The following is a 26,419-nucleotide window of genomic DNA, read 5'->3' as shown; positions in this document are numbered from 1 at the left end:
ATTGATTTTGATGCGCCAGAGCCACCTTGATGGCCGAGAGTCGAGCCCTTATGCCTGAAGCGTCAGCGACCAACGCCCCCGAACTCAGCGTTTCGGAACTCTCCAGCGCCTTGAAGCGAACCATCGAGGATCGCTTTGGTTTCGTGCGTCTGCGCGGCGAAATTTCCAATTATCGCGGGCCGCATTCCTCGGGCCATGCCTATTTCTGCCTCAAGGACGCCTCCGCCCGCATCGACGCCGTGATCTGGAAAGGCGTTTTTTCACGCCTGCGGGTCAAACCGCAGGAGGGTCTCGAAGTCGTCGCGACCGGCAAGATTACGACCTTTCCGGGCAAATCGAGCTATCAGATCATCATCGAGGCGATCGAGCCGGCTGGCGTCGGCGCGCTCATGGCGCTGTTCGAGGAGCGCCGCCGCAAGCTCGCGGCCGAAGGCCTGTTCGACGAGGCGCGCAAGCGCGCTCTGCCCTTTTTGCCGCTGCGGATCGGCGTCGTGACTTCGCCGACCGGCGCCGTCATCCGTGATATTCTTCACCGCATCGCCGATCGCTTCCCGCGCCATGTGCTGGTCTGGCCGGTGCGCGTGCAGGGCGAGACCTCCGCGGCGGAAATCGCGGCGGCGATAACGGGCTTCAGCGCCCTGCCCGCCGATGGCTCATTGGCAAGACCCGACGTGCTCATCGTGGCGCGGGGCGGCGGCTCGCTTGAGGATCTTTGGAGCTTTAACGAGGAGATCGTCGTTCGCGCGGCGGCGGCCAGCCTCATCCCCCTGATCTCCGCCATCGGTCACGAAACGGACTGGACGCTGATCGACCACGTCGCGGATCTTCGCGCGCCGACGCCGACCGGCGCCGCCGAAAAGGCGGTGCCCGTGCGGCTGGAGCTCATCGCTGCCCTCGCCGATCTCGAGCGCCGGCATGCCGGCGCGATGGCGCGGTTCATCGAGCGGCGCCGCGCCGAAGCGCGCGCGCTTTTCCGCGCCCTGCCGCAAGCCGAAGAGATCCTCGCTTTGCCGCGCCAGAGGCTCGATCATGCCTCCCGGCGCCTTTCGGGCGCGGTGCTTCGCACGCATGACCGTCAACGCATCGCGCTCGGAAAGCTGTCCCAGCGCCTCGCGCGGCAATCGCCGCAGGCCCGCCTTAGCCGAGCTGGCGAGCGCCTTTCAGCGTTGGAGCAGCGTATGCGCCGCGCTCTTGCGACCGGCGCCGAACGGCGCGGCGAAAGGATCAGAGCTCTCGGCAGCCGGCTGGTCAATGCCCGTATTTCCAGCGTTCGCATGGAGCAGGAAAGAGCAGCGGCGGCGCGGCGCCGGCTGGACGCGCTGGCCGGGCGCATGGCGCATGCATTTAGCGGAGGAATCGCCTGGCGGCGGGCGGAGCTTAGACGCTTCGACCAGTTACTCGTCAGCCTCGGATACAAGAACGTTCTTGCGCGCGGTTTTGCCTTGGTTCGGGACGCCGAGAACAAGCCGCTGCGTCTGGCGGCCGGGATCGCCGATGGCGCGCTCCTCGACATAGAATTCGCGGACGGCCGCAAAAGCGCGATCGCCGGGCCGCCCCAGGAGGCACGCCAGGCGACAGGCCCCGCAAAATCCAGCCGCGGCACGGCGCCGGACAACAAAAAAAACCGGAAAGAGCGTGGACAGGGCTCACTGTTTTAGGGCGTTTCATCGGCTGAGTTTATCCTGCCGCGCCAGACTCACCCGACAGGGATCTGCGTCAGCCAGGCGCGCAAGGAATTGCGGTCGAGCGCGCCCGCCCGCTGGGCCAGAACGGCTCCGTGGCGAAACACCATCAGCGTGGGAATGCTCCTGATATTATAGCGCGCGGCAAGCGCCTGTTCCGCTTCGGTATCGACCTTGAGGAAGCGAAAGTTCGGTTCGAGTTCCAGCGCGACCTGCTCATAGGCGGGCGCCATCATCTTGCATGGGCCGCACCAATCCGCCCAGAAATCGACCACCACCGGGACGTCGCTACGGTCAATCTGTTTGTCAAATGCTGCGCCGCCCGTGGCAAATGGATGCCCTTCAAAGAGCGGCTTGCCGCAGCGCCCGCATTTGCCCTGTTTCGGGTCGCGGTCGCCGGGCACGCGATTGACGGCCTGGCAATGCGCGCAGACGATGTTCCTGGCGGTGGCGCCCATCTCCTGAAACTCCATTCACAATTCGGATCGAGGACGACGCTCCACGCAATTCACGCAAAAACCAGCGGCATCGGCTCCAGAGCGATCCTGTCGATGCCGCGTCGGCGCAGCGCCTCGCGCAGTTTTGGCCCGGGCTCCGTGGCGCCCGTGAAAAGCGCCAGCGCCGGATTTGCAGGAGGCTCGCCCGTGTCGAGCCTGAACCCCAGATCTTCGAGAACGTGGTCCGTCCGGCGGGCGATGGCTGGGGCCGGGTCGATCCATGTCACAGGCCACGGCGCAAGCCGCTCAAACTGTTCGATCAACAAAGGATAATGGGTGCAGGCGAGCGCGATGCTATCCGTGCGCTGTCCGCCGTCCTCGATGAAAGCCGGCGCGATCTCCCGCAGGATAGCCTTGTCGGAGGGCGCCTCGCCCTGCATAAAAGCTTCCGCGAGGCTCGCGAGGGCGCTCGATCCAATCAGCGTGACGCTGCAATCGGCGGCATAGGTGCGCACGAGGTCGTGTGTGTAATCGCGCGCGACCGTGCCCGGCGTCGCCAGCACGGAAATTACCTTCGAGCGCGATTGATACGCCGCGGGTTTGATCGCCGGGACAGTGCCGACGAAGGGCAGCGTGGGAAACGCTGAGCGCAAATGCGGCAGCACCAAAGTCGAGGCCGTATTGCAGGCGATGACGGCGACGTCCGGCGCGTAAGTTTCGATCAGCCGCCCGATGACGCTGAGAACGCGCGGCGCCAGCGCCGATTCCGGCAAGGCGCCATAGGGAAAGCCCGCCTCGTCCGCCGCGTAGACGAACTCCGCGTCCGGACGCAAGCGCGCCACCTCGACGAAGACGGTAAGGCCCCCAAGGCCAGAATCGAACACAAGAATTCGCGGCGCGCGGGACATGAATGGAACCGGTGCGATGTTCAGGCCTTTCCTAACTTATTCTGGCGGCGGGAGCGACCCGCAAAGCCAGGCTATGGCCGAAAATGCAGGCGCGAATGGTTAAGACATCCTTGATCGGAATGAAACAAGACACAAAGATGGCGGACGTCGTAGAAACATGCGTTCCGGCCCGGCTCGACCGCTTGCGTTGGAATAAATTCCACACCTTCGTCGTCGTCGCGCTCGGCGTCACATGGGTGCTGGACGGGCTGGAAGTGACGCTCGCAGGCTCGGTTTCGGGCGCTCTCGTAGCCAGCCCCCGCCTGCATTTTTCCGAGGCCGACGTGGGTCTCGCCTCGAGCATCTACCTCATCGGCGCGGTGACGGGCGCGCTTTTGTTCGGCTGGATGACCGACCGGCTCGGCCGCCGATTATTGTTTTTCGTGACCCTCGGACTCTATCTCGTCTCGGCCGCGGCGACCGCGCTCAGCTGGAATCTTGCGAGCTTCTGTCTGTTCCGGCTTTTGACGGGCGCCGGCATCGGCGGCGAATATAGCGCCGTCAATTCGACCATTCAGGAGATGATTCCCGCGCGCTATCGCGGCCGGACGGACCTTGCCATAAACGGCTCGTTCTGGATCGGCGGCGCGCTCGGGGCGGCAAGCTCTATTGTTCTGCTCGATCCCGCCATCATCAACCCTGAAATCGGCTGGCGCCTCGCCTTCCTGATCGGGTCGGCGCTGGGTCTCGTCATCCTGTTGCTGCGCGCATGGATTCCCGAAAGCCCGCGCTGGCTCGTGATTCATGGGCAGGCGGAGGAAGCCGAACGCATCACCGGCGACATTGAGACGAAGGCCAGACGCGCGCCTGAGAGCAGCGCCGATACGAAGCCGATGCGCATACGCCCGCGCAAGTTTACGCCGCTGAAAGAGGTATTCCACACGCTTTTCGTCACCTATCGCCAGCGCGCGCTCGTCGGCCTCACGCTGATGGCGGCGCAGGCTTTTTTCTATAATGCGATTTTTTTCACCTATGCGCTGGTTCTCACCAGATTCTACGGCGTCGAATCGCATCATGTCGGCTGGTACATTCTCCCTTTCGCTCTTGGCAATGTGCTGGGTCCGCTGATTCTCGGTCCGCTGTTCGATTCGATTGGCCGCAGGCCGATGATCGCGCTCACCTACGCCCTCTCGGGGCTTCTCCTCGCCGCCAGCGGCTGGCTGTTCGCGCATGACCTTATCGATGCGACGCAGCAGACGATCGCCTGGATGACGATCTTCTTCTTTGCATCAGCGGCGGCCGGCGCCGCCTACCTGACTGTGTCCGAGACCTTTCCGGTCGAAATCAGGGCGCTCGCCATCGCCGTCTTTTACGCAATGGGAACCGCAATCGGGGGCGCCGGCGCGCCCTATCTGCTCGGCGCGCTGATCGCCACCGGCTCACGCGGCAGCGTTTTCATCGGCTATCTTATTGGGGCCGCCTTGATGCTGATCGCCGCCATCGTCCAATGGTTTTTCGGCGTCGCGGCGGAAGGCAAGCCTCTCGAAAGCGTCGCTCAGCCTTTATCTTCATCCTCCGATTGAGTCTGCGCCGTCTTTGCGGCCTTCTCAGCGCGCGGCCCTTCGACAAGCCGGACGAACATGCCGCGCAGCGTGCTGACATCCTGTTGGCTCAGACTCAAGCGATGAAAGATATTCCGCAAGTTGCGCCGCATCACGGGCGCCTTGCCGATCGGACGGAAGAATCCCGCGCGCTCAAGTTCGCCTTCGATATAGGCGAAGAAGGAGAGCACCATTTCGCGCGGGGCCGCGGGCGAGCGGGCATCCGCGACAAACGGCGCCTTCGCCTCCGTTGAGGCGCGCATCCATTCATAGCCGACGAGAAGCACCGCCTGTGCGAGATTGAGCGAGGCATAGGCGGGGTTCACCGGAAAGGTGATGATCATATCGGCCACAGCAACTTCGTCGTTGGAGAGGCCGGTTCGTTCCGGCCCGAACAGCACGCCCCTTTTCTCCCCCGCCGCGATGGCTCGAGCCGCCTCCGGCATCGCCTCAAAAGGCGTGAGGACGGGCTTGTGTTGCCCCCGTTCCCGCGCTGTCGTCGCATAGACGAAATTGAGGTCGGCGACGGCCTCTTCCAGCGTGTCGAAGAGCTTCGCGCCCTCGAGCAGATGCACGGCGCCCGCAGCGGCGGCGTTGGCGCCTTTCTTCAAGGCTCCCGTGCGCGGCCAGCCTTCGCGCGGCGAAACGAGGCGCAGATCAGAGAGGCCGAAATTCGCCATCGCCCGGGCGCACATGCCGATGTTCACGGCGAGCTGCGGGCGCACCAATATAACCGCGGGTCCGCCCTCGGCGCTTTTCTTGGTTCGATCTGTTCCAGCGCCGGTCATCGTGCGTCATGCCTTGAAGTGTTCGACTTGCGAAAGGCCGGTGTTGCCTCAATGGACGCACAAAGGCAATCGCCGGCTCAAGGCGCCCTGCAGCCGTGGAGAAAATCCGAGGGCGAAATCCGCAGCTCATAAGAACGCTCGGCCAGGGTTCTTTGCAGAACTTTGAAGACGCCGGCCGTCGCGGCTTCAGCCGCGCGCAGGAGGTCAGCCCCGTTGGCGAGATGAGCGACGAACAGCCCGGCGAAAAGATCGCCCGCGCCGTTCGGTTTGATCGGAAGCCGCTGCGTCGCGATGCGATGAAGAGCGCCGTGATCGTAGACGATGGTCTCGATGTGGCCGGCTGGCGTATCGATCAGCGTGCATCCCGTCACGACAAGGCGCATCGGCCCGCGCTGGCTGAAGCCCGCCGCGGCGACGTGCAAATCCATGATGCTGCGCGCAGGCGCTTGCGTCAGAAGTTCAAGCTCGAACTGATTCGGCGTAATGATCGAGGCCGCTGGCGCAAGGCGGTCGCGAATAATCTCGATAATCTCCTCGGCGACGAAAACGCCAGGCCCGTCATCCCCGATTACCGGGTCACAGACGTAAAGGAGATCGGGATTTCGCGCCTTAGCCCGGCCGACGAATTCCGCGACGACGGCGCCGACGCGGGCGGAGCCGAGATAGCCGGTGAGCATTGCTTTGGAAGCCTCAACGAGCCCGCGCTCCTCGACCCCGCGCAGAAGGTCGTCGACGAGAGCGGCGTCGAGCACGCGCCCGCGCATCGTTGGATAGAGGGGGTGGTTCGAGAGCAACGTCGTTGGAACGGCGGCGACCGTCAGCCCCAGCGTCTGCATCGGAAAAACCGCCGCGCTGTTGCCGACATGACCATGGACGACCTGGCTCTGGATAGCGATGACATGCGGCCCCAGCCCGATAGAGCCCGGTGGCTCCCGCCTCGCTTCAGAGCTCTCCACGTCCATATCCCGTAATTTATCGTCGTCCGCTCTTATAGAGAGATTTGTCGCGATGGGCGAGCGCGCGCCGGATGTTCAGCGTCACGCGAGCGCCCTCAACCGCATGTCGGGCCGGCCAAAACTCTTGCGATAGTCAGCCGGCGTCACGCCGACATGACGCACGAAAGCCCGCCGCAGGGTGTCGGCGCTGGCGAAGCCGCAATGGGCGGCGACCTGCTTTGGCGCCTCGGCCCCTGATTCAAGGAGGCGCCGCGCAGCGTCGACCCGGGCGATTTCCACATAGGCCGCTGGGGTCATGCCGACCTCCGATCTAAACAGCCGCGCGAAATGGCGCGCGCTGACGCCTGCGCGCGCGGCAAGGTTTTCGACCGCGTGATCGCCGGACGGGTTTGCGGCGATCCAACGTTGCACCTCCTGTAGAGCGGAGCGGCCGGACGGCGCCGCCTCGCCCCGGCGGCTGAACTGCATCTGGCCGCCGGGGCGCTTGAAATACATGACGAGCTGACTGGCGATCTTCATTGCCAGATCGCGGCCGAAATCCTCTTCGACAAGCGCCAAGGCGAGATCCATGCCGGCCGTGACGCCGGCCGCCGTTCGCAGCGGTCCGTCCGCCAGATAGATGGCGTCCTCCTCGACGAGAATCGCCGGATAGCCGGAAGCCAACTTTTTCGCCGCGGCCCAATGCGTCGTGACGCGGCGCCCATCGAGAAGCCCAGCGGCGGCGAGCAGGAAAGCGCCAGTGCAGACGGAGCCATATCGGCGCGCTGCGAGCGCCTCGCTCCGCACCCATTCGAGCGTTGAAAGTTCGAATCGAGCCTCAGCCAATCCGGGTGCGCCGGCGATCAGCAGCGTATCCGAAGGCGCGGCCGGCTGGCCGACGACGAGGTCGGCAAGAACCTGAATTCCGGACGAACTGCGGATCGGTCCGTCGATGCTGGCGACCACGCGTAAACGGTAAGCCTCGCGGCCGGACTGCGCATTCGCCTCCGCAAAAACGTCGAGGGGCCCCGAGACGTCGAGCAATTGCACCCCGGGCATCGCAAGGATCGACACCAGCTTCATCGAAAATCGCCCCGCCCATGGCCGACAGGATCGCAATATGGCAGAATTCATCGTATTACGTCAATTGATGCCATCAAGCCCCTCCGCTTCAATGGACGGAACGGCGCGCACTGATCCACTGAAGGACAAAGCCCGCCGCCCATTAGACATCAGGAGGATGACATGTCGCTAGAGATCGCAGGCGTTAAGCTGCCTGACAGTAAACTTGCCCGGGAGATCACCGAACTGGTGCGGGACACCGAGTCCCCGTTGCTCTTTCACCATTCCTCGCGGGTCTTTTTCTTCGGCGCTCTCTCCGGCAATCGCAGAGGGCTGAAATATGATCCGGAATTACTTTATGCGGGCGCAATGTTTCACGATATGGGCCTGACTCACGCCCATAGCAGCGCAACCGAGCGTTTCGAAGTGGATGGCGCCAACACCGCGCGCGATTTTCTGCGCCGTCACGGCATTTCACAAAACGATATCGACATCGTCTGGACGGCGATCGCGCTGCACACCACGCCAGGGATTCCGCAACATATGAAGCCCGAAATCGCGCTCCTCACAGCGGGCGTCGAGATGGATGTGCTGGGGCTCGACTATGCGGGATTCAAAGATAGGGAACGCCAGGAAATCGTCGCCGCTCATCCGCGCGGCGACCATTTCAAGCAGGGCATCATCAACACGTTTTATGATGGAATCAAACACAAGCCGGAGACGACCTTCGGCAACGTCAAGGCGGACGTCATCGAATTCAAAGATCCGAGCTTCAGGCGCGGCAATTTCTGCAGCGTGATTTTGAATTCTGCGTGGCCGAGCTGACCCTCCAGACCGGCCGATCTACGACCAGAGCGCCTCGCCATTCTCTACGGATGATGCGGGGCGTTCGCAGTCTTGTCCCGACCAGCAAGACTCATTCGGCGCAGATATACTGAAGAATGGTGCGGGCGGTCGGAATCGAACCGACACTCTGTCACCAGAACCGGATTTTGAGTCCGGCGCGTCTACCAGTTCCGCCACGCCCGCAAAAGCCGACGCTTTCGATTCGATCGAACAAGCCGTCAGCGTTTCTAATCCCTCTCCGTTAGCGGATTGCGCTGAGCCTCGCAACCTCGCGCAGCGCTTTTTTGGCCGCGCCTCGGTCAGCAAGCATTTTCCCCCGGCCCATTCATAGAGGTGTCGCTCCGCACAGATCGCAAGCCACACAGGAGGCACTCTGGCGGTCTCGCGCTGGAACATTTTGCTCTTCTGACCACGGCATTTCGTTCATCGCTCAAAAATGCTCCGGCCATGCCGCGAAAGGAAATGGAGCCATGAAGAACGTCACGGTTGTAATCGTAACGACATTCGCGCTGGTGACGACGGCCATGGCCGTCGAGATCGCGCGGCGCCAGGCCTCGGTGGCGGATGTCGTCAGAGCGTCGGATGCGCTTAACGCGAGCGCCGAGGCGAGTGCTGCCGAGGCCCAGCACGCAGCTCCAGCGGCCGCGCCCCAAACCCTCGGCGCCACGGACGCCGCCATGACGGAGTCGGCCCTCCCAACGCCGTCGGCGGAGGCTGTCGCGCCCGAGCAGGCGCCCATGCGCGACGCCTCGCCTCTGACGCCCCTCACTATCTCCACCGCCTCTGAAAAAGACCCCGGAGCGAAAACCACGCTTTTCACGATACCGCAAGGACCGGCCCCAGCCCTCGCAGCCGATGCTCCGCAAACAAAGTCCGGCGGCGAGAACGGAACGGCGAATGACGCCAAAGCGGCGATTGTCAAGCCGAGCGTCGCGAAGCCGGCGTCCCGGAAGTCCGCCACGGAAAAAGCGGGGATCGACAGGCCCGCGTCCCTGCCGTCGGCGCCGCCAAGCGACAGAGCTCATCGCGTCGCGACAGCCCGCTCCGAACGCGATGCAGAGCAACCGGCGCGCGAGCGCCATGCGGCGCCCCGCTCTTTCCGTTATGCGAGATGGCAGGGCGGCGACAGCGCACATCTGCGGGCGGGCCCCGACGCCTATGGATTTTCAGGGAGCTTTGGCGGCTGCGTGTATCGTGGGGTGGTTTCGGTGACCGGCTATCGCATAGAAAGGTCATGCTAGAGCACGCTGGCCCAGCGCGACGCCGATTGCTCTTTCCCTTGTTATTTCACCACATGATGTTCGCGAATATGCTTGCGCTGTCATGTTCGAAGCTGGCCTGACGGAACGCCGTGTAAAGAATTCTACTGGGCGCTCCAGGCCGCGAGCGCGTCATCGATCGCGCGCTCACCGGCCGGTCCCTTCTCAAACGTCAATTTGGCGATTTTGCCGTTGCTCAGCAGCATCGGCACGTCGATCCATCCGCGCGACTTCAAAAGGTCGAGATTGGTCGCTTCCGATGGGCCGCGGTTCAACCCCACGAGAAAGGAATTATCCGTGATCGCGACAGGGACGCCGCTAAGGGCGTCGCCGGTGGCCGTGTCCTCGCGCCGCATCTGCGGCACGCTGATCTGCTGGACCCCGCCAAGAGGGCTGTCGGCGGGTTCAGTGAATTGAATTTTCATTGTGTGCGAGGCTGGCAGGCTGCTGTCGAAGTTCTTTTGGAGGGTCATCTCCGCCTGCAGCTTCTCCTCGGGAATGTCGATTTCAGCGTGGACCGCCATGCTGAGCGGATCGCCCGGCCCATTGCTGACATTGTCGACCTTCCAGACCACCGCTCCAAGGTAAGTCTTCACTTTTGACTGCTCGTCGGGCGCCTCGACAAGAAGCGCGGCGCGGCGTGAAACGGGAGCCGTCGCATCGGGCGAAGGGCCCTGATCCTTTGTCGCGGAAGCGTCCGCCGCCGCGCGCGTGGATGACGAAGCCGGAGCTCCAGCCGGCGACTGCGAGCCGACGCCGATGCGGTCGACGATCTTTCCATTTGAGCTTGCCTCGGGCGAGATGACCGGCGCGGCGGCCTTCTGGCGCAGATCTTCCGGCCGGTCTTTGAGCTCATAGGCGGCGATCGCAATGAGAAAAACGAGCAAGCCTAAAATAAAGCCAAAAATCCACAAACGCGGCGGCGCGGCGCTTTCGCGCGGCGGCTGCGGCGCAAAGGGGCGCTGCGTGTCCGCTCTCGGCTTCGCTAACGCTGACGGAAGCTGACGCGCCCCGGGGCGCTCCGGCGCAACGCCCGATTCGTCGTCGCCAACAGGCTCAAATGCGCCTGCGCCGTTCTCATAGAACGCGGCCGCGTCAGAGGCGCCGCCGTCAGATGACTTAGGCGGCTGAAAGTCGCGGTCGTCAGACCGGCGAGGCTCAAAGTCGTCCCGCTCGATTTCAGGAAACCGCGGCGCTGCCGGCGCCCCATCGGCTGGCGCCCGCGTTTGAGCCGGCGCCTCCGGCGGCTCGCCAGGCGCGGTGTCGGTTTTGGACGGAGGGACCGGAAAGGCCGGCGAACGAAGCGCCGACGCAGGCCCTGCCGTGCGCCGGGCAGAAAACCCCTCTAGCCTTGCCGCCGGTGGGAAAAACGGCGGCTTGTCGCGGCGCACCTTGAAGAACATCGGCGGGCGCGGCGCCGCCAGCGTTGACGATGGTGCGGTCGTCTGCGGGGGTTCGGGGCTCGCTTCCGAAGCCGCCGCGTCGGACGGCGGCGGCGCGATGAAGCCCGATGAAGCCGGAGACTGCGGCGTCTCAGCGACAGGGAGCGCCTCTTGGGGCGAAGCGTCCTCCGTCGCCGGAGCGGCCTCGAGGCCTGACGGCGGCGAAACGGGAGCCGCTTCGCTTGGCTCGGACGGCGCCGCTACGTCGGCTGCGGGAAGCGCAGGCGCTATGGCCTCGGGCTCGGGCGGAGGCGCGAATTCTGTTTCGAGCCGCGCCACGGCGATTTCGAGAGCTGCGCTTTCACGGTCGATTTCAGCTTCCGGAATCGGCGGCTCAAGACGTCGCAATTGCCCGAGCAAAGCGTTGCGGGCGCGATCATAGATGGCGCTCCGCGCATCCGGCGTTGGATCAGGCAGGCCTGCGACGGCCTTGGCGAGGAGCGGATAATAGTCAGCCATGTCCCGTTCAGACCATTCCAGCGCTTAGCCGTCAATCCATAAGCCGCTTATATCACGAGCGGAAAATCGATCCACACCGTCGCCGCTTCCTCAATCCCGGAAAGGATTATGCACGAGAATTGTGTCGGCGCGCTCCGGGCTTGTCGATAAAAGCGCCACCGGAGCCTCGATCAGCTCTTCGATGCGCCGCACATATTTGATCGCCTGCGCCGGCAGTTCGGCCCAGGAGCGCGCCCCTGACGTCACGCCGTCCCAGCCTTCCATCGTCTCGTAGATCGGCTCGACGCGCGCCTGCGCCGCCTGGCTCGCCGGAAAGCGGCTGACGCGCTCGCCGTCGAGATGGTAGCCGACGCAGACCTTGATTTCGGGAAAGCCGTCCAGAATGTCGAGCTTGGTGAGAGCGATGCCGTCAATGCCGGAAGTCTTGACCGTTTGCCGCACCAGCACCGCGTCGAACCAGCCGCAGCGTCTGCGCCGGCCCGTATTTGTGCCGAATTCACGGCCCCTGTCGCCGATGCGCTCGCCGACCTCGTCCAGAAGCTCGGTTGGAAAAGGCCCGCCGCCGACGCGCGTCGTATAGGCTTTGGCGATGCCGAGCACATAACCGATCGCCTTGGGCCCAAGGCCCGAGCCCGTGGCTGCATTGGCGGCGACGGTGTTCGACGAGGTCACGAAAGGATAGGTGCCGTGATCGACGTCGAGCAGCGCGCCCTGCGCGCCTTCAAAGAGGATGCGCTTGCCGTCGCGCCGCGCGGTTTCGAGCAAATCCCATGTGGCGTCCATATAGGGGAGGATTTTCGGCGCGACGCTGGCGAGTTCCTCCCTGATCGCGGCGACGCTGACGGGCTCAAGCCCCAGCCCGCGCCGGAGCGGATCGTGGTGCGCGAGCAGGCGTTCAATTTTTTCACCAAGCGACTGCGGCTCGGAAAGATCCATGAGCCGGATGGCGCGGCGCCCGACCTTATCCTCATAGGCGGGCCCGATGCCGCGCTTGGTCGTGCCGATCTTGAGGCCGCCAGACGAAGCGGATTCGCGGTGCGCGTCGAGTTCGCGATGCAGCGCCAGAATCAAGGTGACATTATCGGCGATCTTCAGATTATCCGGCGAAACGGCGACGCCCTGTCCTTCGAGCTTGGCGATCTCGTCGACAAGATGATGCGGATCAAGCACGACGCCATTACCGATCACCGAGAGCTTGCCGGGGCGCACGATGCCGGAGGGCAACAGCGCGAGCTTATAAACCTGACCGTCGATAACCAGCGTGTGGCCGGCATTGTGGCCGCCCTGGAAACGCACCACAATATCGGCCTCGACCGACAGCCAGTCGACGATCTTGCCCTTGCCCTCGTCGCCCCATTGGGCGCCGACCACCACCACATTCGCCATTGATCCGGTTCGCTCTTAAATGATAATGCGCCGCTTGAGGGCTTGGCCTGGGGCCGGTTCGATCCGAAGTCGCAACCAGGCGCGAAGGCGTTCAAAAACAATCCCGGCGCTTGCGCCGGGCTGCTCCGGCGTACACAATCGCCGCGCGTGAGTAAAGCCGCCCGCGCGAGGGCCGTGCAACATAGGCGCGCGCTCTTGTCAGGCGCGAGGCGCTTTGCTATAGGGCGCTTTCTCCCGTCACGATCGACCTGCCGCGGGCCGCGATAGCGCTTCCGCCGACATTTGGCCGGCTCGCGTCGACAGGCCGATGGCCATAAAGCTTGCTAGCAGTCCAAGGATTTTCGATGAAAGCCGATATTCATCCGCAATACCATCTGATCAAGGTCGTGATGACCGATGGAACCGAGTTCATGACCCGCTCGACCTATGGCGAGGCGGGCGCGACCCTGAACCTCGACATCGACCCCAAGACGCATCCGGCCTGGACCGGCGGTTCGGCGCAATTGCTCGATCGCGGCGGACGTCTGTCGCGCTTCAATTCGCGCTTTGGCGGCCTGAACTTCGGCAAGAAGTGAGCGCGGCGGCGAAAGTCGCCGAACTCACCGCCGACGAGGTTTGCGCGCTGCTCGGACTTGAGCCGAACGCGACCTGCGGCTTCGTGCGCGAGACCTATCGGAGCGCTCTGCCGATCGCCGCGGGCGGCCTTCCTGCGCCTTTCGACGGCGGGCGTCCGCTTGGCTCCGGCCTCTATTTTCTCGTCGCCCCGACGGCGCCGGTCAAGCTGCATCGCATCCGCAACGATCAGCTCTATCACTATTATCTCGGCGACCCGCTCGAGGTTCTGCTGCTCCGCGACGACGGCGCGGCTGAACGCATCGTCGTCGGCCCCGATCTTCGCGCCGGTCACCATGTGCAGCTGCTGATCCCCGGCTCGACCTTTCATACCGCCCGCGTCCTCGGGGAGCGGCGCTGGTTCCTCGGCGGGAGCACCGAATGGCCGGGGGTCACGCCCGCCGACGTTGAAATCGGCGACGCCGAGGCGCTCGCGGCGCTTTATCCCGCCTGCGCCAGCGATCTGCGCGCCTTCGTATGAGCGGAACGCATCCTTCTCTTTAAACCTTTGTTTTGACGCATGATGCGCGTCCGGAAAGTCTACACCTTTCCGGTGTCATAGCGTTTCGTTTGGAAACGCCGCGCGCAAAAGCGCGATCTGGCCTTCCACCGGGCTCGGCGTCAGAGCGAGGGCCTGGACAGTTTCCGAGCGATAGATCAGCCCATCCAGATGGCGGATGCGCGCCTGAACGCGAAGCGACATTTCGACGAGTTCGCAGAGGCGCCGCGGCAGCTCCGACAGAAGGTCCTCTGTCGAAACGGCGTCCTGCCGCGACAGATGGATGCGGCGTTTTTCGCTCGACGCCTCGGCGCGGGTCAATTCTCCTTCATTGACGGCGCGCTGGAGCAACAGCCACGACGCAATCTGCATCAACCGCGTCGTCAGCCGCATGCTTTCAACCGCATAGGCGAGCGCGGCGGGGCGCGGCAAGGCGCTCGCCTCCTCGCGACCGGCGCCGTCGAGATAAGCGGCGGCGTCGCCGACGAGATCCATTCCTTCCTTGAAGAGGCTCAGGAACTGGTCCGAGCCGACCAGCTTCTCGCCGAAGGACACCGCATTGACCGTTTTGATAAGCGACGTTTGCAACATTCTCGCGCCTGTTCCAAATTCTTGAAGCGTCAGCCCGGCTATGGATTTCCGAAAAGCTACGTCTTTCTGAGGATTATGACTCGTTTCCGCTGCGTCTCCTTAAGAGACCCGCAGCGGCGATGAGGCATAGTAGCGGAGAATTCCCGGCGCGGGGGCTTTACCTTTCGTTAGGCTTAACGCGCCGCCCTTCGCCGCGCAGGGCGAAGGCTTGGCGCATGTTTGGCCGCCTAGCCTTCGCCTGAGGTCAAGCGATTTTCCCCCGCGCCAGCCAAGGACGAACATGACGCACTCCCAGCAGCGACCGATGGTCTTCGTCGCGACGCCCTGTTTTGGCGGGCTCGTTTCCCAGCACTACATGCAATCGATTCTCAGCCTGATGCAATTTGCCGGACCCGCCGGCTTCGACGCGGCGCTCGCGTTGCTCGGCCATGATTCGCTGATCACACGCAGCCGCAACACGCTCGTCAGCCAATTCCTGGAGACGCCCGCCGCAACGCACCTTCTGTTCATCGACGCCGACATCAGCTTCGATGCGGAACAGATCTTTCACATGCTTAACTTCGACCAGGATTTCGTCGCGGGCATCTACCCTTTGAAAGTGATCGACTGGAGCAACGCGGCCATCCGGCGCGCCGCCACCAGGGACGAGAGCTTTCAATCCGCGCCGCTCCTCTATGTCGGCTCGCTCTGCGCGGGGAAGGAACTCGAACGCCGCGGCCGTTTCGCAACTGCGATCTATTGCGGCGGCGGCTTCATGCTGCTGAAGCGTCACGTCATCGAACGGATGATCGAGGCGTATCCCGAAACGCGTTACGCCAGCGTGCATGCCTATTCCAACGCCGGCAAAGGCGCCAGCTATGCCCTCTTCGACTGCATGATAGACCGTGAGACCAACGCCTATGTCAGCGAGGATTTCGGATTCTGTCAGAGATGGCGCGACATCGGCGGCAAAATCTGGCTCGATACCGAGGGCAAACTCACCCATGTCGGATCGTACAGTTTTCAGGGCGACCCTCAGCCGCGCTATCTGGCCGCCCCCGTTGCGGAGCGGCGCGACGCGATCGAACGCATCGAAATGATTTGAATTCGCCGCGCGCAGGTTTTGCCCGACTGCGCCGCAAAACGATGGCGTGGACCGCGCCGCCCTCGCGAGAGGAAATCGGCGGAGCGTGCTGATTTCTTTGGTAGAGTTCTGAATTTTTCAGAGTTCTGAATTTGCGCGATTGCGAACTGAGGCGGACAAGTCTCTAACATTCTCCCTCAAGGGGTTTGCCCGCGCAACCTCAAGCTCGTCTGTCGGCATTTTGTCGAAAAAGCGCCGGCTGAGGCGAACCGTGGCCGCGCCTCGCGGCCACCGCCGGCCAAATGTCCAGCGATAAGCCGCTCACCCAGTCTGCAACGCGACAATATTCCCGGAACATTTTGAGCGTCAGGCGTCGAGAATGATTAAGCCGCCAGGAATTCCATTTACCTAACCCTAATTCTGCGGGCCATCTGTGACTTTTGCTGAAATACGTCAGTCAGCACCGCAATATAAATAGCTCTTCGCCAGCGATTTTTAAGCTTTGCATTCCAAGCGAGACTTTACAAAGCGGGCGCAAACTCGACATAAGGCGCCATGAGGAAGCTAAAGGGACGAGGCGATTTTTCAAACTCTCGCGCCGAGCCTGCACTCGGGATCGAAGCAGACTATGCCGCCGATGTTCCGGAGCCTTTCAACGCGGTGAAAGCACATTTTGATTATGGTCAAGATGTTTGATCCGTTCTAGAAGTCTCAACGACTTGACCTGAGGGCGGGTCTCGGCTGGGGCGCCGGGGCGTGCCCTGGGCCGGTTAACGGGCATTTGAACGCCGCGCCTGCTTCAGCATTTCCGGAGCTGGGCGGCATGGTGATTATTCCGGTTATGGGCGGATGAAATGAACATCAACAAAATCGGGGTGGTCGGCGCAGGGCAAATGGGCTCCGGGATCGCCCAGGTCTGCGCTCTCGCCGGCATGGACGTTGTCCTTAACGACATTTCGGAGGAGCGCGTCACGGCGGCCCTCTCGGTGATCGGATCGGGTCTCGCGAAACAGGTGGAGCGGCACCAGATCGACGAGGCGGCTCGAGACGCGGCTCTGGCGCGCATACATCCCGGGATCGATTACGAGGCCTTTCGCGACTGCGACCTCGTCATTGAGGCGGCTTCCGAGAACGAGGAAGTCAAACGCAGAATCTTCACCAAGCTCTGCGCCTCGCTGCCCCCGGAAGCACTGCTCGCAACGAATACGTCCTCGATCTCCATTACGCGGCTCGCGTCGGCCACGGACCGGCCGGAGCGCTTCATCGGCATACATTTCATGAACCCCGTCCCGCGCATGCAGCTCGTCGAGCTGATCCGGGGCATCGTCACCGAAAATGAGACGTTCGAGGCGGCCAAAGAGCTGATTACCCGCCTCGGGAAGACCTTTACGGTATCGGAGGATTTCCCTGCCTTCATCGTCAATCGCATCCTGCTGCCGATGATCAACGAGGCGATCTACACGCTCTATGAAGGGGTTGGATCGGTCGAGGCGATTGATACAGCCATGCGGCTTGGCGCCAATCATCCGATGGGGCCGCTTCAGCTCGCCGATTTCATCGGGCTCGACACCGTGCTGTCGGTGATGCAAGTCCTGCATGAGGGACTTGCCGACACCAAATATCGTCCATGTCCCCTGCTCGTAAAATACGTCGAAGCCGGCTGGCTCGGCCGAAAGACGCAGCGCGGCTTTTATGATTACCGCAGCGGAACGCCCATCCCGACTCGCTGATGCGCCGAGTAAGGCGCTTCTCCACCCGATTTGGGCCGCTCCTTCACCGTTGATTGATGCATACGCGGCCGCGCTCGGACGCTTCCGCCTTCACAGGGCCGTCATCCGCAACCTACACTATAGTGGCGAATCGCCGCTTTGCTCCGGGCCGAAATCGAATTGACGTGGTAAGCCATAGAAGCTAAAGCGAAAACGCTGAAGGAGAGGCGCCGGAGTTGACGGTCCATTTCCATCCCACTGCTTCGCCGGAAGCGTGTCCGGCCCTTGTGCTCAATGCCGACTTCCGGCCTTTGAGTTACTATCCCTTATCGCTATGGTCATGGCAGGACGCCATCAAGGCGGTTTTTCTGGACCGTGTGAATATCGTCTCGAGTTACGATAAGGCAGTCCGAAGTCCGAGCTTCGAAATGCAGCTCCCTTCGGTCGTTTCTCTCAAGACCTATATAAAGCCTTCGCGACACCCTGCCTTCACACGGTTCAACGTCTTCCTTCGCGACCGATTCAGCTGCCAATACTGTGGCTCTCGCCATGATCTGACCTTTGATCATGTGATTCCCCGCTCAAAGGGCGGGATGACGACCTGGGAAAACGTCGTCGCGGCCTGTTCCACCTGCAATCTGCGCAAAAGCGACCGGCTTCCAGGCGAAGTGCATATGTGGCCAAGCCACAAGCCCTACCAGCCGACCGTCAACGATCTGCATCAGAATGGCCGGCTTTTCCCGCCGAATTATCTGCATGAAAGCTGGATGGATTACCTTTATTGGGATTCTGTGCTGGAGCCTTAGCTCAATTCCTTCGCAAGCCGCCGCATGAAGGCGATTCCGGCTTCCATTTGCGCGACCTCGATAAATTCATCCGGCTGATGGGCCTGATCGATCGAGCCCGGCCCGCAGACCACGGTCGGCGCTCCGGCCGCCTGAAACTGCCCCGCTTCCGTCGCGAAAGGCACGCTGATCGTGCGATTGGAATGGGCGAGCTTCAGCGCCAAAGTTTCAGCATGGGAGCCAGGCTCGGGACTGAGGCCTGGAACCTCGACCTCGGAACAGGTTTCGATGAAGGCGTCCTTGGCGTGCCGCCGCAGTTTTGGCTGCGCAACGCGGGCGATATAGCTTTCGAGATGGGCCAGCGCCAGATTTTGCGGAACATGCGGCAGGCTGCGAAATTCCCAGTCGAAGGCGCATTCCTTGGCGAGAATGTTGCGCGCCGTGCCGCCATGAATGACGCCGACCTCGATCGTAGAGGCCGGCGGATCAAATCGTCCCGAGGGGTCGCCCTGAGCCGCGAGCTGGTCATTGAAGCGATAAAGTTCCGTCACCAGATCGCAGGCAGCCTCGACCGCGTTGGCCCCGAGGTTGGGCTTTGACGAATGCGCCTCATGCCCATGCACAATGGTGCGATAGGTGACGATCGCCTTGTGGGCGTCGGCGACCTGCATCAGCGTCGGCTCGCCGACGAGCACGGCTCCCGGCCGCGGCAGATCGACGCCGAAGCGCGCAATCGTGTCGAGCGGCCCGCGGCAGGTCGTTTCTTCGTCATAGCTGAGCAGAATGTGGACCGGACGCGACAGAGAGGCCTGCTGAAACTCCGGGATCATCGCAAGGCAGATTGCGTCGAAACCCTTCATATCGCAGGCGCCGCGGCCAAACAGGCGGCCATTTTCCCGGCGCAGCCTGAATGGATCGCTGGTCCAGCTCTGGCCTGCGACCGGCACCACATCGGTATGGCCGGATAAAACCACGCCGCCGTCGACCTTCGGCCCGATCGTCAAGAAAAGCGCCGCCTTGTCGCCAATCTCATTTGGAACCTTGACGTAATCGACGCCGCAATCCTTGAGATAGGCTTCGACAGCCGCGATCAGCGCGAGATTCGACTTCGAACTTTCAGTATCGAAGCCAATAAGATGCTCCAGCATCTCGATCGACGCCGCGAGCCGCGCATCGCCGTCGCCGGTTGAGGAAGCATGATGCGAAGACATGAAACGGCCGCTCCTTGGTTCATGAAGCGGATCGGGCCCGCGCCCCGCTCAATTCAGAACGCGTCGCACGAAAGGGGAATCCAGCGAGAAAACCGGGATTTCCGCCTCGAAGACGACGCCGTTCTCATCCACCATGCTATAGGCCCCCGTCATGATGCCCGAGGGGGTCGTCAGATTGGAGCCGGACGTATAGCGGAAGGTTTCCCCAGGCTTCAAAATCGGCTGCTCGCCGACGACTCCGGGTCCCTGCACCTCGGCGAGCTTGCCATTCCCATCGGTGATTTTCCAGTGCCGCGCCGTGAGTTGCACGGTCTTGTCGCCCTGGTTTGCGATCTCGACCGTATAGGCCCAGAAGAATGTCGCCTGCTCCGCGTTCGAGCGCTCGGGAATGAACTCTGGCAGAACGGTGATTTGTATGTCGTGCGTGACGGTGCTGTACATGGTCGCGATCTGATCTGCGCTCTCAACGTCCGGGCCGGAAGATTGGGGCGTCGTGGCAAGCCTAACACAGCTTTCCGGTCAGGAAAACGTCGCCGCGGATCGCCGTTCGCCTCTGCCTATTCGGCGGCGAGGCCGCGCCGGTCGAGCGCGCTCAACGCCGCCGACAGATCCTCAATCAGATCGTCGGCGTCCTCGAGCCCAACCGAGAGGCGCACGAGCCCTTCGGTCACGCCGAGCCCCGCGCGCGCCTCGGGCGTCAGCCGCTGATGCGTCGTCGTCGCCGGATGAGTGACGAGGCTCTTAGCGTCGCCAAGGTTGCTCGAGATCTTGATAACCTCGAGCCCCCTCGCGAAGGCGAAGGCCGCGGGCTTACCGCCGGCGATCTCGAAAGCGACAAGCGTGCCGCCGCCTGACATCTGCTTTTTGACGATGTCGGCATGCGGGTGATCCGAGCGGCCGGGATAACGGACGAAGCTGACGTGAGGATGGGCGGCGAGAAAATCCGCGATCCGCGCGGCGCTCTGCATCTGCTGCCGCACCCGCAAAGACAAGGTTTCGAGCGCCTTCAGAAGCACCCAGGCGTTAAAGGGGGACAGCGCCGGGCCAGTCTGGCGCAAGAACTGCTGCAAATCGCCTTCAATCAGGTCTTTGCGGCCAAGAATGACGCCGCCGAGGCATCGCCCGCCTCCATCGATATGTTTGGTGGCGGAATATACGACGAGATCGGCCTCCAGCGTCAGAGGTTTTTGCAGGATCGGCGTCGCAAACACATTGTCGACGACAACCAGCGCGCCATTCTCATGCGCGATAGTGGAGATCGCCGCGATGTCGTAGACGTCGAGACAGGGGTTTGTCGGGCTCTCCAGAAAGAGAACCTTCGTTTCGGGACGGATCGCGGCGCGCCACTCGTCGAGGTTTGCCCCGTCGACCAGGGTCGAGGCGACGCCATAGCGCGGCAGCAGATCCTCGGCAATGTAGCGGCAGGCCCCAAAAAGCGCCCTGGCCGCAACCACATGATCGCCTGCCTTAACCTGCGACATCAACGAGGCGGTCACGGCCGCCATCCCGGTCGCCGTGGCGCGCGCAGCCTCCGCGCCTTCGAGCAGAGCCATGCGCTCCTCGAACATCGCGACCGTCGGATTGCCGTAACGTGAATAAACGAAGCCCGGATCGTCGCCCTTGAAGCGCGCCTCGCACGCCTCCATCGAATCAAAGACATAGCCTTGCGTGAGATAAAGCGCCTCGGAGGTCTCGCCAAAGGGCGAGCGCGTTCCGCCGCCGTGAACGAGCAGCGTCGCAGGGCGCAAGGCTCTGGAGCCGTGTTTCGACAGAGGATCGCCCATTTCATCTCCACGTCTTGATCTGCAACTCGTAATTCAAGGTTGATTACGCGCCTATTTCTTATATCTCAAGCTGCTTGAGCTCTCCTCTGGCCTCTTGCGCGCCCCTGCGCTCTAAGGCTTTTCGAGCCCTGCCCTTGGTCCTCGATGCAGGTTTTTAATGCAAACGCCTTTCCCGAAATCGGACCAGGATGACTTCGGCCCTCATTTCGGGTTGCTCTCGCGTCAGAAGATTGAGCTGATGCTGAGGCGCTCTATGATTCTTCCGCAGGAAGACGTCGAGGAGAGCCAGTTGCAGCCCGCGAGCCTTGATCTGCGCCTCGGCTCGCGCGCCTACCGGGTCAGAGCAAGCTTTTTGCCCGGCAAAGAGCGCACGGTCATGGATCAGCTGCGCGCGCTTGTGCGCGACGAGGACGCGATCAGCCTCGAACATGGCGCCGTTCTCGAGCGCGGCTGCGTCTATGTCATTCCCCTCCTCGAACATCTTAAGCTGCCGGACAGCATCTCGGCGCTCGCCAATCCGAAAAGCTCGACCGGCCGGCTCGATATTTTCACCCGCCTCATCACCGATCGCTCGGAAGTCTTCGACCGCGTCGCGCGCGCCTATGAAGGGCCGCTTTACGCCGAGGTCTCGCCACGCAGTTTTTCGGTGCGCGTGCGGAAGGGCTCGAAGCTCAATCAAATCCGTTTTCGCCGGCTGAATTCGCAGCAGTTTGAGATCACTGACTTCAGCATCGGCGATAGGGAGTTGCGCGAGCATCATAAAGACGCGGCCCTTGTTGACGGCGATCTCAATCTTCGCGAGGGGCTGATCGTGCGCGTGGCGCTCAGCGCCAGGGCGCATGGCGACGTCATCGGCTATCGCGCACAAAAACATGCCGACATTCTCGACGTCGACCGGGTCGGCGCCTATAAGCTCGACGATTATTGGGACAAGGTTTTTGCCCGCGGCGACAATCGCCTGATTCTCGATCCCGGCGAATTCTATATTCTCGCCTCGCACGAGCGGCTGCACATTCCGCGCGACCTTGCCGCCGAAATGGTGCCGATAGACCCGGCGATGGGCGAATTCCGCGTCCATTACGCCGGATTTTTCGACCCAGGCTTTGGCGCCGCCCCCGATAAGCGGCCCGGCGCGCGCGCCGTTCTCGAAGTGCGCAGCCACGAGGTGCCCTTCATTCTCGAAGACGGGCAGATCATCGGGCGGCTCGTCTATGAGAAAATGGCCGAGCCGCCGCAGATTCTCTATGGCGAAGGCGACGTCTCGAATTACCAGGGCCAGGGCCTGAAGCTTTCGAAGCATTTTGTAATGGGATGAGAGCGAAAGGCGGCTAAAAACCCCTGGCTTGATCGAAATGTCGCCAAAAACTTATAATGAAGCAGAGCTCAACAGCTCAAGGAGCATTCATGGCCAGCGTTCCCCAGGTCTCGACCTATGCGATCGATCGATATCATTTTGTCTCGCAATGGCTGCACTGGATCACCGCGCTTCTCGTCTTGGCGATCTTGCCCATCGCCTGGGTGATGGTCGTGCTGCCGCACGAAAGCCCGTGGGTCGGAACGCTGGTCATGTTTCACAAATCAATCGGCGTCACGATTTTCGCGCTCATCCTTTTCCGTATTTTCTGGCGCGCGCTAAACCCCGCTCCGCCGCTGCCCTGGACGCTCGAGCCCTGGGAAGCGATCGCCGCGAAACTCTCGCATGTGCTGCTTTACGTCGTTTTCCTCGTCATGCCGGTGAGTGGCTATATTTTGTCCGCGGCGAGCAACCATCCCGTCAATTATTTCAATCTTTTCACTCTACCGCCTTTGCCTGAGAACAAGCCGCTGGCGAAGATCGCCGATGCGGTCCATGTCTGGACGCAATGGGCGGTTTACGCGCTCGTCGCCATTCATATTCTCGGGACGGCCTACCACATCATCGTCAAGCGGGACGGGGTTCTCGACCGGATGCTGCCAAAGCAGGTCAACGCGGATTAAGGAACGCTACTAAAGTAATCTTCGAGTAAAGTCGCGTAAATGCCTGTGAGAGTGCGTATATCCTTGACTGGGGCGCACTCGTCAATCATATGCATCGTCGCGCCGGCGAGGCCGAACTCGACAACGGGGCAATAGGCGCGGATGAAGCGCGCGTCCGACGTGCCGCCGCTCGTCGACAAAGACGGCCGGCGTCCCGTGTGCTTTTCAATGGCGGCGCAAACGAGATCGGTGAAACGATCGGGCGGCGTGAGGAAAGCCAGCGCGTTGCACGGTTCAAAGCGCATGAGGTAGTCGGCGCCGCTCCTCGCCGCCTCAATTCTTGCGTGGAGCTCGGCGCTCAGCGTCTCCGGCGTCCAAAGGTCGTTGAACCTGATGTTAAATCTGGCCCGCGCTTCGGCCGGGATGACGTTGAAGGCCGGATTGCCCACATCGACGCTGACGATTTCAAGGTTCGAAGCGTCGAAATGCGCCGTGCCGGAATCGAGCGGGGCGGCAATCAGCGCCCCGATGAGGCGCACGATATGCGGGACCGGATTGATGGCGCGCTGCGGATAGGCGACATGGCCCTGCCGGCCCTTGACGGTCAAGGTTCCGTTGAGCGAGCCACGCCGTCCGATCTTGATCATCTGCCCCAGCGCGTCCGGATTGGTCGGCTCCCCAACGAGGCAATGATCGAACCGCTCGCCGCGCTCATACGCCCAGCGCAGCAGCTTTTCGGTTCCATTGATCGCCGGGCCTTCCTCGTCGCCCGTGATAAGAAGGCTGATCGAGCCCCTGCCCGCTCCGCCCCGTTCCGCGAAAGCACAGGCGGCGGCGGCGAAGGCTGCGATCGCGCCTTTCATGTCGGCGACGCCGCGGCCGAAAATCGCGCCGTCGGCGAGTTCGGCGCTGAAGGGATCGAAGCGCCAGCTGGCGGCGGCGCCAGGCGGCACGACGTCGGTATGGCCCGCAAAAACAAAATGCGGGGAACCCTCGCCAAAGCGCGCGTAAAGATTGGCGACGTCCGGCGTGCCTTCTTGCGAAAAAACAATCGGATGGGTCTTAAAGCCGGCCGCGCGCAGGCGCTTCTCCAGCACGCCCTGCGCGCCGGCGTCCTCAGGCGTGATCGAGGGGCATTGGACGAGGGCGCGGCAGAGATCGATCGCTGAGGCTGCTATATCCGACATTTTTCTTCCGAAGCCTTCTTTCGCCGCCCTTCGCGGCTGAAACCTGATTGTTCCGCCGGCCGCCAGACGTTTCTATCGCATGGGCGCCGCATCTGCCAAAGAGGCCGATTTTCGGCAATATCCTTCTACAAAGTCGGAGCGAGCGATCCTATTTTCAGTTGTCGAAACGATGAAAATAGAGCATGTGCTGCGGGCGCTCGGCAGCGACGACGCCGGATCTCATGCGCGCCCGGCGCGCGGACGGCTAAGAGCCAAGGCGACGGCGCGGCATGATATCCGCCGAAATCAAAGGGATTCTACGGAGGCGGCGGGGCAAAAGCCGGCGCGGCCGCGAATGGAAATTGATCGATGCGAAAACTGGTTGGCGGAAAGCTTCATGGCATCCGCGTCACAGAATCGAACCTCGAATATCATGGCTCGATCACGCTTGATCCGGACCATTGCGAAGCCGCTGGCATTCTGCCGCTCGAATTCGTCGACGTCTGGAACAAGAATTCCGGCGCCCGAATCTCGACCTACGTCATTTTGGGCCAGCGCGGCTCGCGTTGCTGCATCCTCAACGGCGCGGCGGCCCGCACCTGCCAGCCCGGCGACGAACTGATCATTTGCAGCTCCGTTTATCTGGACGGCGCCGGCATCACCGAGCTGAGCCCTTCGATCCTGACTTTCGACGCCTCAAATAACGTCATCGAGCGGCTGCGCTATAAGGTCAGCCGGGACGAGGCCGGCGGCTATCAATTCGCCATTCTCGACGAGGAAGGCGCGCGACTGGGCGTGCCTTTGAAATCCGGCCTACGTCAGAAGCGGGCGAGCTGAAGCGTTCGACACGCGCCAGATGATCCAGCTTTTGCTGGATTGAAGAAAGAAACGCGTCCAGATTGCGCTCCAAAGTCTGAATCCGTCTCTCCTCAATAAGTTAGGGCAGGTTGTCGCCCAAAAACCGGCGAGAACGCCACGGTCTAAACCTTGACACTCTCGGCGCGGGTCTCCTATATATCGGACACCGTGTTCGCAATATCGAACGATTGGCAAGCCTTTGACCATCGTCGTGTCAAATAAGACCAGCGGCCTTCGCGAGGTTGACGCGCCGCACAGTCTCGTCGCCCATTTCGGGGCCGATCATCCGTTGCAGATGGACGCAGGCGGCTGTCTCGACCAGTGGACGATCGCTTACCAGACCTATGGCGAACTGAACGCCGACAAGTCCAACGCCATCCTCGTCTGCCACGCGCTCACGGGCGACCAGCATGTCGCCAATGAGCACCCCATCACCGGCAAGCCTGGCTGGTGGAGCAGCATGGTCGGTCCCGGCCGGCCGATCGATACGGATCGCTATTTCGTCATCTGCTCCAATGTCATCGGCGGCTGCATGGGCACCACTGGCCCGGCTTCGCTCAATCCCGCGACCGGCCGCCCCTATGGCCTCGATCTGCCAATCGTGACGATCCGGGACATGGTGCGGGCGCAAGCGATGCTGATTGACCATCTCGGCATTGAGACTTTGTTTTGCGTCGTCGGCGGCTCGATGGGCGGCATGCAGGTGCTCCAGTGGGTCGCAAGCTATCCCGAGCGCCTTTTCTCCGCCATGCCGATCGCAACCGCGGCCAAGCATTCCTCGCAAAACATCGCCTTCCACGAGGTCGGACGCCAAGCGGTCATGGCCGATCCCGATTGGCGCAACGGACGCTATCTCGAGGAGGGCGTCATCCCGACGAAAGGTCTCGCCGTCGCCAGAATGGCCGCCCACATCACCTATTTGTCGGACGAGGCCCTGCAGAGCAAATTCGGCCGCAAGCTGCAGGATCGCGAGGCGCGCGCCTTCACTTTCGACGCCGAATTCGAGATTGAAAATTATCTACGCTACCAGGGATTGAGCTTCGTCGATCGTTTCGACCCGAACTCCTATCTCTATGTGACCCGCGCCTGCGATTATTTTGATCTCGCCGCCGACTATAACGGCTCGCTGGCGCAGGCTTTCCGGGGAGTCAAGGCGCGCTTTTGCGTTGTCTCCTTTACGTCCGACTGGCTGTATCCGACGTCGGCCTCACGCGCCATCGTGCACGCGCTGAACGCCGGCGGCGCTTCGGTTTCATTCGTCGATATCGAAACCGATCGCGGCCACGACGCCTTTTTGCTCAATATCCCCGAATTCATCGCGACATCGCGCGGCTTTCTCGATTCCGCCGCGCGGGCGCGGGGATTGCCGCCGGCCAAGCCACGGGCCGAGCCTTGAGCCTT

The 26,419-nt window shown here is 62.3% G+C and carries 25 protein-coding genes and 1 tRNA gene; 13 read left to right on the top strand and 13 right to left on the bottom strand.

Annotated elements, in window-relative coordinates:
- The first annotated feature begins 50 nt into the window (after positions 1 to 50).
- Positions 51 to 1,658 carry an exodeoxyribonuclease VII large subunit gene (gene xseA / locus SIN04_RS05895; protein WP_134487212.1) on the top strand — a complete coding sequence of 536 codons (1,608 nt, stop codon included), beginning with the start codon at positions 51 to 53 and terminating at the stop codon, positions 1,656 to 1,658.
- A 38-nt stretch (positions 1,659 to 1,696) separates the two neighbouring features.
- Here xseA and trxC read toward each other — a convergent pair whose 3' ends face one another.
- On the bottom strand, positions 1,697 to 2,140 hold the full coding sequence (gene trxC, locus SIN04_RS05890) for a thioredoxin TrxC (protein ID WP_134487209.1): 444 nt from the start codon (positions 2,138 to 2,140) through the stop codon (positions 1,697 to 1,699).
- Positions 2,141 to 2,190: 50 nt separating this feature from the next.
- Positions 2,191 to 3,027 carry a glutamate racemase gene (gene murI, locus SIN04_RS05885; RefSeq protein ID WP_134487206.1) on the bottom strand — a complete coding sequence of 279 codons (837 nt, stop codon included), beginning with the start codon at positions 3,025 to 3,027 and terminating at the stop codon, positions 2,191 to 2,193.
- A gap of 137 nt (positions 3,028 to 3,164) precedes the next feature.
- On the opposite strand from murI, the gene SIN04_RS05880 reads away from it, so the two are divergent.
- Positions 3,165 to 4,589, top strand: coding sequence for an MFS transporter (locus SIN04_RS05880; protein WP_134487202.1), 1,425 nt, complete (start codon positions 3,165 to 3,167; stop codon positions 4,587 to 4,589).
- On the opposite strand, the gene SIN04_RS05875 is transcribed toward SIN04_RS05880, so the two are convergent.
- From SIN04_RS05875 to SIN04_RS05865, 3 genes are all read right to left on the bottom strand, one after another.
- Positions 4,562 to 5,395: an RNA methyltransferase gene (locus SIN04_RS05875; protein WP_134487198.1), complete on the bottom strand. Its 834-nt coding sequence runs from the start codon at positions 5,393 to 5,395 to the stop codon at positions 4,562 to 4,564. The genes SIN04_RS05880 and SIN04_RS05875 overlap by 28 nt on opposite strands.
- Positions 5,396 to 5,472: 77 nt before the next feature.
- Complete coding sequence (gene pdxY / locus SIN04_RS05870) at positions 5,473 to 6,351, bottom strand: pyridoxal kinase (RefSeq protein ID WP_244605690.1); 879 nt, start codon at positions 6,349 to 6,351, stop codon at positions 5,473 to 5,475.
- Between the two features lie 81 nt (positions 6,352 to 6,432).
- Complete coding sequence (locus tag SIN04_RS05865; RefSeq protein WP_341264289.1) at positions 6,433 to 7,413, bottom strand: GlxA family transcriptional regulator; 981 nt, start codon at positions 7,411 to 7,413, stop codon at positions 6,433 to 6,435.
- A gap of 162 nt (positions 7,414 to 7,575) precedes the next feature.
- Here SIN04_RS05865 and SIN04_RS05860 point away from each other — a divergent pair, with 162 nt between their 5' ends.
- The gene (locus SIN04_RS05860) at positions 7,576 to 8,217 is read left to right on the top strand and encodes an HD domain-containing protein (protein WP_134487192.1); all 642 of its coding nucleotides are present in this window, start codon (positions 7,576 to 7,578) and stop codon (positions 8,215 to 8,217) included.
- A 117-nt stretch (positions 8,218 to 8,334) separates the two neighbouring features.
- On the opposite strand, the gene SIN04_RS05855 is transcribed toward SIN04_RS05860, so the two are convergent.
- Positions 8,335 to 8,421: transfer RNA gene (locus SIN04_RS05855), tRNA-Leu, on the bottom strand.
- Positions 8,422 to 8,708: 287 nt separating this feature from the next.
- Here SIN04_RS05855 and SIN04_RS05850 point away from each other — a divergent pair.
- The gene (locus SIN04_RS05850) at positions 8,709 to 9,479 is read left to right on the top strand and encodes a hypothetical protein (protein ID WP_134487189.1); all 771 of its coding nucleotides are present in this window, start codon (positions 8,709 to 8,711) and stop codon (positions 9,477 to 9,479) included.
- A 122-nt stretch (positions 9,480 to 9,601) separates the two neighbouring features.
- Here SIN04_RS05850 and SIN04_RS05845 read toward each other — a convergent pair whose 3' ends face one another.
- Positions 9,602 to 11,398, bottom strand: a complete 1,797-nt coding sequence (locus SIN04_RS05845) for a hypothetical protein (protein ID WP_134487187.1) — start codon at positions 11,396 to 11,398, stop codon at positions 9,602 to 9,604.
- Positions 11,399 to 11,488: 90 nt separating this feature from the next.
- Positions 11,489 to 12,784 (bottom strand): adenylosuccinate synthase, encoded by a 1,296-nt coding sequence (locus SIN04_RS05840; protein ID WP_134487184.1) that lies wholly within the window; start codon positions 12,782 to 12,784, stop codon positions 11,489 to 11,491.
- Between the two features lie 344 nt (positions 12,785 to 13,128).
- Between SIN04_RS05840 and rpmE the strand changes: the two genes are divergently transcribed.
- Both rpmE and SIN04_RS05830 read left to right on the top strand, forming a co-directional pair.
- Positions 13,129 to 13,359 carry a 50S ribosomal protein L31 gene (gene rpmE / locus SIN04_RS05835; protein ID WP_134487181.1) on the top strand — a complete coding sequence of 77 codons (231 nt, stop codon included), beginning with the start codon at positions 13,129 to 13,131 and terminating at the stop codon, positions 13,357 to 13,359.
- Positions 13,356 to 13,877, top strand: a complete 522-nt coding sequence (locus tag SIN04_RS05830) for a cupin domain-containing protein (protein ID WP_134487178.1) — start codon at positions 13,356 to 13,358, stop codon at positions 13,875 to 13,877. Before rpmE ends, SIN04_RS05830 begins: the two co-directional genes overlap by 4 nt.
- 75 nt (positions 13,878 to 13,952) lie before the next feature.
- On the opposite strand, the gene SIN04_RS05825 is transcribed toward SIN04_RS05830, so the two are convergent.
- A complete protein-coding gene (locus SIN04_RS05825; RefSeq protein WP_134487175.1) occupies positions 13,953 to 14,486 on the bottom strand; it encodes a DUF1465 family protein in 534 nt (177 codons plus the stop codon).
- Positions 14,487 to 14,766: 280 nt separating this feature from the next.
- Here SIN04_RS05825 and SIN04_RS05820 point away from each other — a divergent pair, with 280 nt between their 5' ends.
- From SIN04_RS05820 to SIN04_RS05810, 3 genes are all read left to right on the top strand, one after another.
- Complete coding sequence (locus tag SIN04_RS05820) at positions 14,767 to 15,570, top strand: hypothetical protein (RefSeq protein ID WP_166795856.1); 804 nt, start codon at positions 14,767 to 14,769, stop codon at positions 15,568 to 15,570.
- Between the two features lie 833 nt (positions 15,571 to 16,403).
- A complete protein-coding gene (locus SIN04_RS05815) occupies positions 16,404 to 17,279 on the top strand; it encodes a 3-hydroxybutyryl-CoA dehydrogenase (RefSeq protein ID WP_134487172.1) in 876 nt (291 codons plus the stop codon).
- 215 nt (positions 17,280 to 17,494) lie between these two features.
- Positions 17,495 to 18,064, top strand: a complete 570-nt coding sequence (locus tag SIN04_RS05810) for an HNH endonuclease (RefSeq protein WP_134487169.1) — start codon at positions 17,495 to 17,497, stop codon at positions 18,062 to 18,064.
- Here the strand turns inward: SIN04_RS05810 and argE are convergent.
- From argE to SIN04_RS05795, 3 genes are all read right to left on the bottom strand, one after another.
- A complete protein-coding gene (gene argE, locus SIN04_RS05805; protein ID WP_134487166.1) occupies positions 18,061 to 19,254 on the bottom strand; it encodes an acetylornithine deacetylase in 1,194 nt (397 codons plus the stop codon). The two genes, SIN04_RS05810 and argE, sit on opposite strands and share 4 nt — an antisense overlap.
- A gap of 48 nt (positions 19,255 to 19,302) precedes the next feature.
- Positions 19,303 to 19,695 carry a Co2+/Mg2+ efflux protein ApaG gene (gene apaG, locus SIN04_RS05800; protein WP_134487163.1) on the bottom strand — a complete coding sequence of 131 codons (393 nt, stop codon included), beginning with the start codon at positions 19,693 to 19,695 and terminating at the stop codon, positions 19,303 to 19,305.
- Between the two features lie 116 nt (positions 19,696 to 19,811).
- Positions 19,812 to 21,038 carry an O-succinylhomoserine sulfhydrylase gene (locus SIN04_RS05795; RefSeq protein ID WP_134487160.1) on the bottom strand — a complete coding sequence of 409 codons (1,227 nt, stop codon included), beginning with the start codon at positions 21,036 to 21,038 and terminating at the stop codon, positions 19,812 to 19,814.
- Between the two features lie 157 nt (positions 21,039 to 21,195).
- On the opposite strand from SIN04_RS05795, the gene SIN04_RS05790 reads away from it, so the two are divergent.
- Together SIN04_RS05790 and SIN04_RS05785 are read left to right on the top strand one after the other, a co-directional pair.
- The gene (locus SIN04_RS05790) at positions 21,196 to 22,353 is read left to right on the top strand and encodes a 2'-deoxycytidine 5'-triphosphate deaminase (RefSeq protein ID WP_341264288.1); all 1,158 of its coding nucleotides are present in this window, start codon (positions 21,196 to 21,198) and stop codon (positions 22,351 to 22,353) included.
- An 89-nt stretch (positions 22,354 to 22,442) separates the two neighbouring features.
- A complete protein-coding gene (locus tag SIN04_RS05785; RefSeq protein WP_134487154.1) occupies positions 22,443 to 23,015 on the top strand; it encodes a cytochrome b in 573 nt (190 codons plus the stop codon).
- Here SIN04_RS05785 and dapE read toward each other — a convergent pair.
- Entirely contained in the window at positions 23,012 to 24,181 is a 1,170-nt protein-coding gene (dapE, locus tag SIN04_RS05780) for a succinyl-diaminopimelate desuccinylase (RefSeq protein WP_134487151.1), read from the bottom strand. The genes SIN04_RS05785 and dapE overlap by 4 nt on opposite strands.
- Before the next feature lie 348 nt (positions 24,182 to 24,529).
- Here dapE and panD point away from each other — a divergent pair, with 348 nt between their 5' ends.
- Both panD and metX read left to right on the top strand, forming a co-directional pair.
- A complete protein-coding gene (panD, locus tag SIN04_RS05775; protein WP_134487148.1) occupies positions 24,530 to 24,997 on the top strand; it encodes an aspartate 1-decarboxylase in 468 nt (155 codons plus the stop codon).
- Between the two features lie 220 nt (positions 24,998 to 25,217).
- Entirely contained in the window at positions 25,218 to 26,414 is a 1,197-nt protein-coding gene (gene metX / locus SIN04_RS05770; RefSeq protein ID WP_134487145.1) for a homoserine O-acetyltransferase MetX, read from the top strand.
- Positions 26,415 to 26,419 lie beyond the last annotated feature (5 nt).

Origin of the sequence: Methylocella tundrae (genome assembly GCF_038024855.1) — a bacterium.
Taxonomy (GTDB): Bacteria; Pseudomonadota; Alphaproteobacteria; order Rhizobiales; family Beijerinckiaceae; genus Methylocapsa; species Methylocapsa tundrae.
The sequence above is the reverse complement of the archived record's forward strand: the minus strand, read 5'-3'. Positions and strand labels throughout refer to the sequence as shown.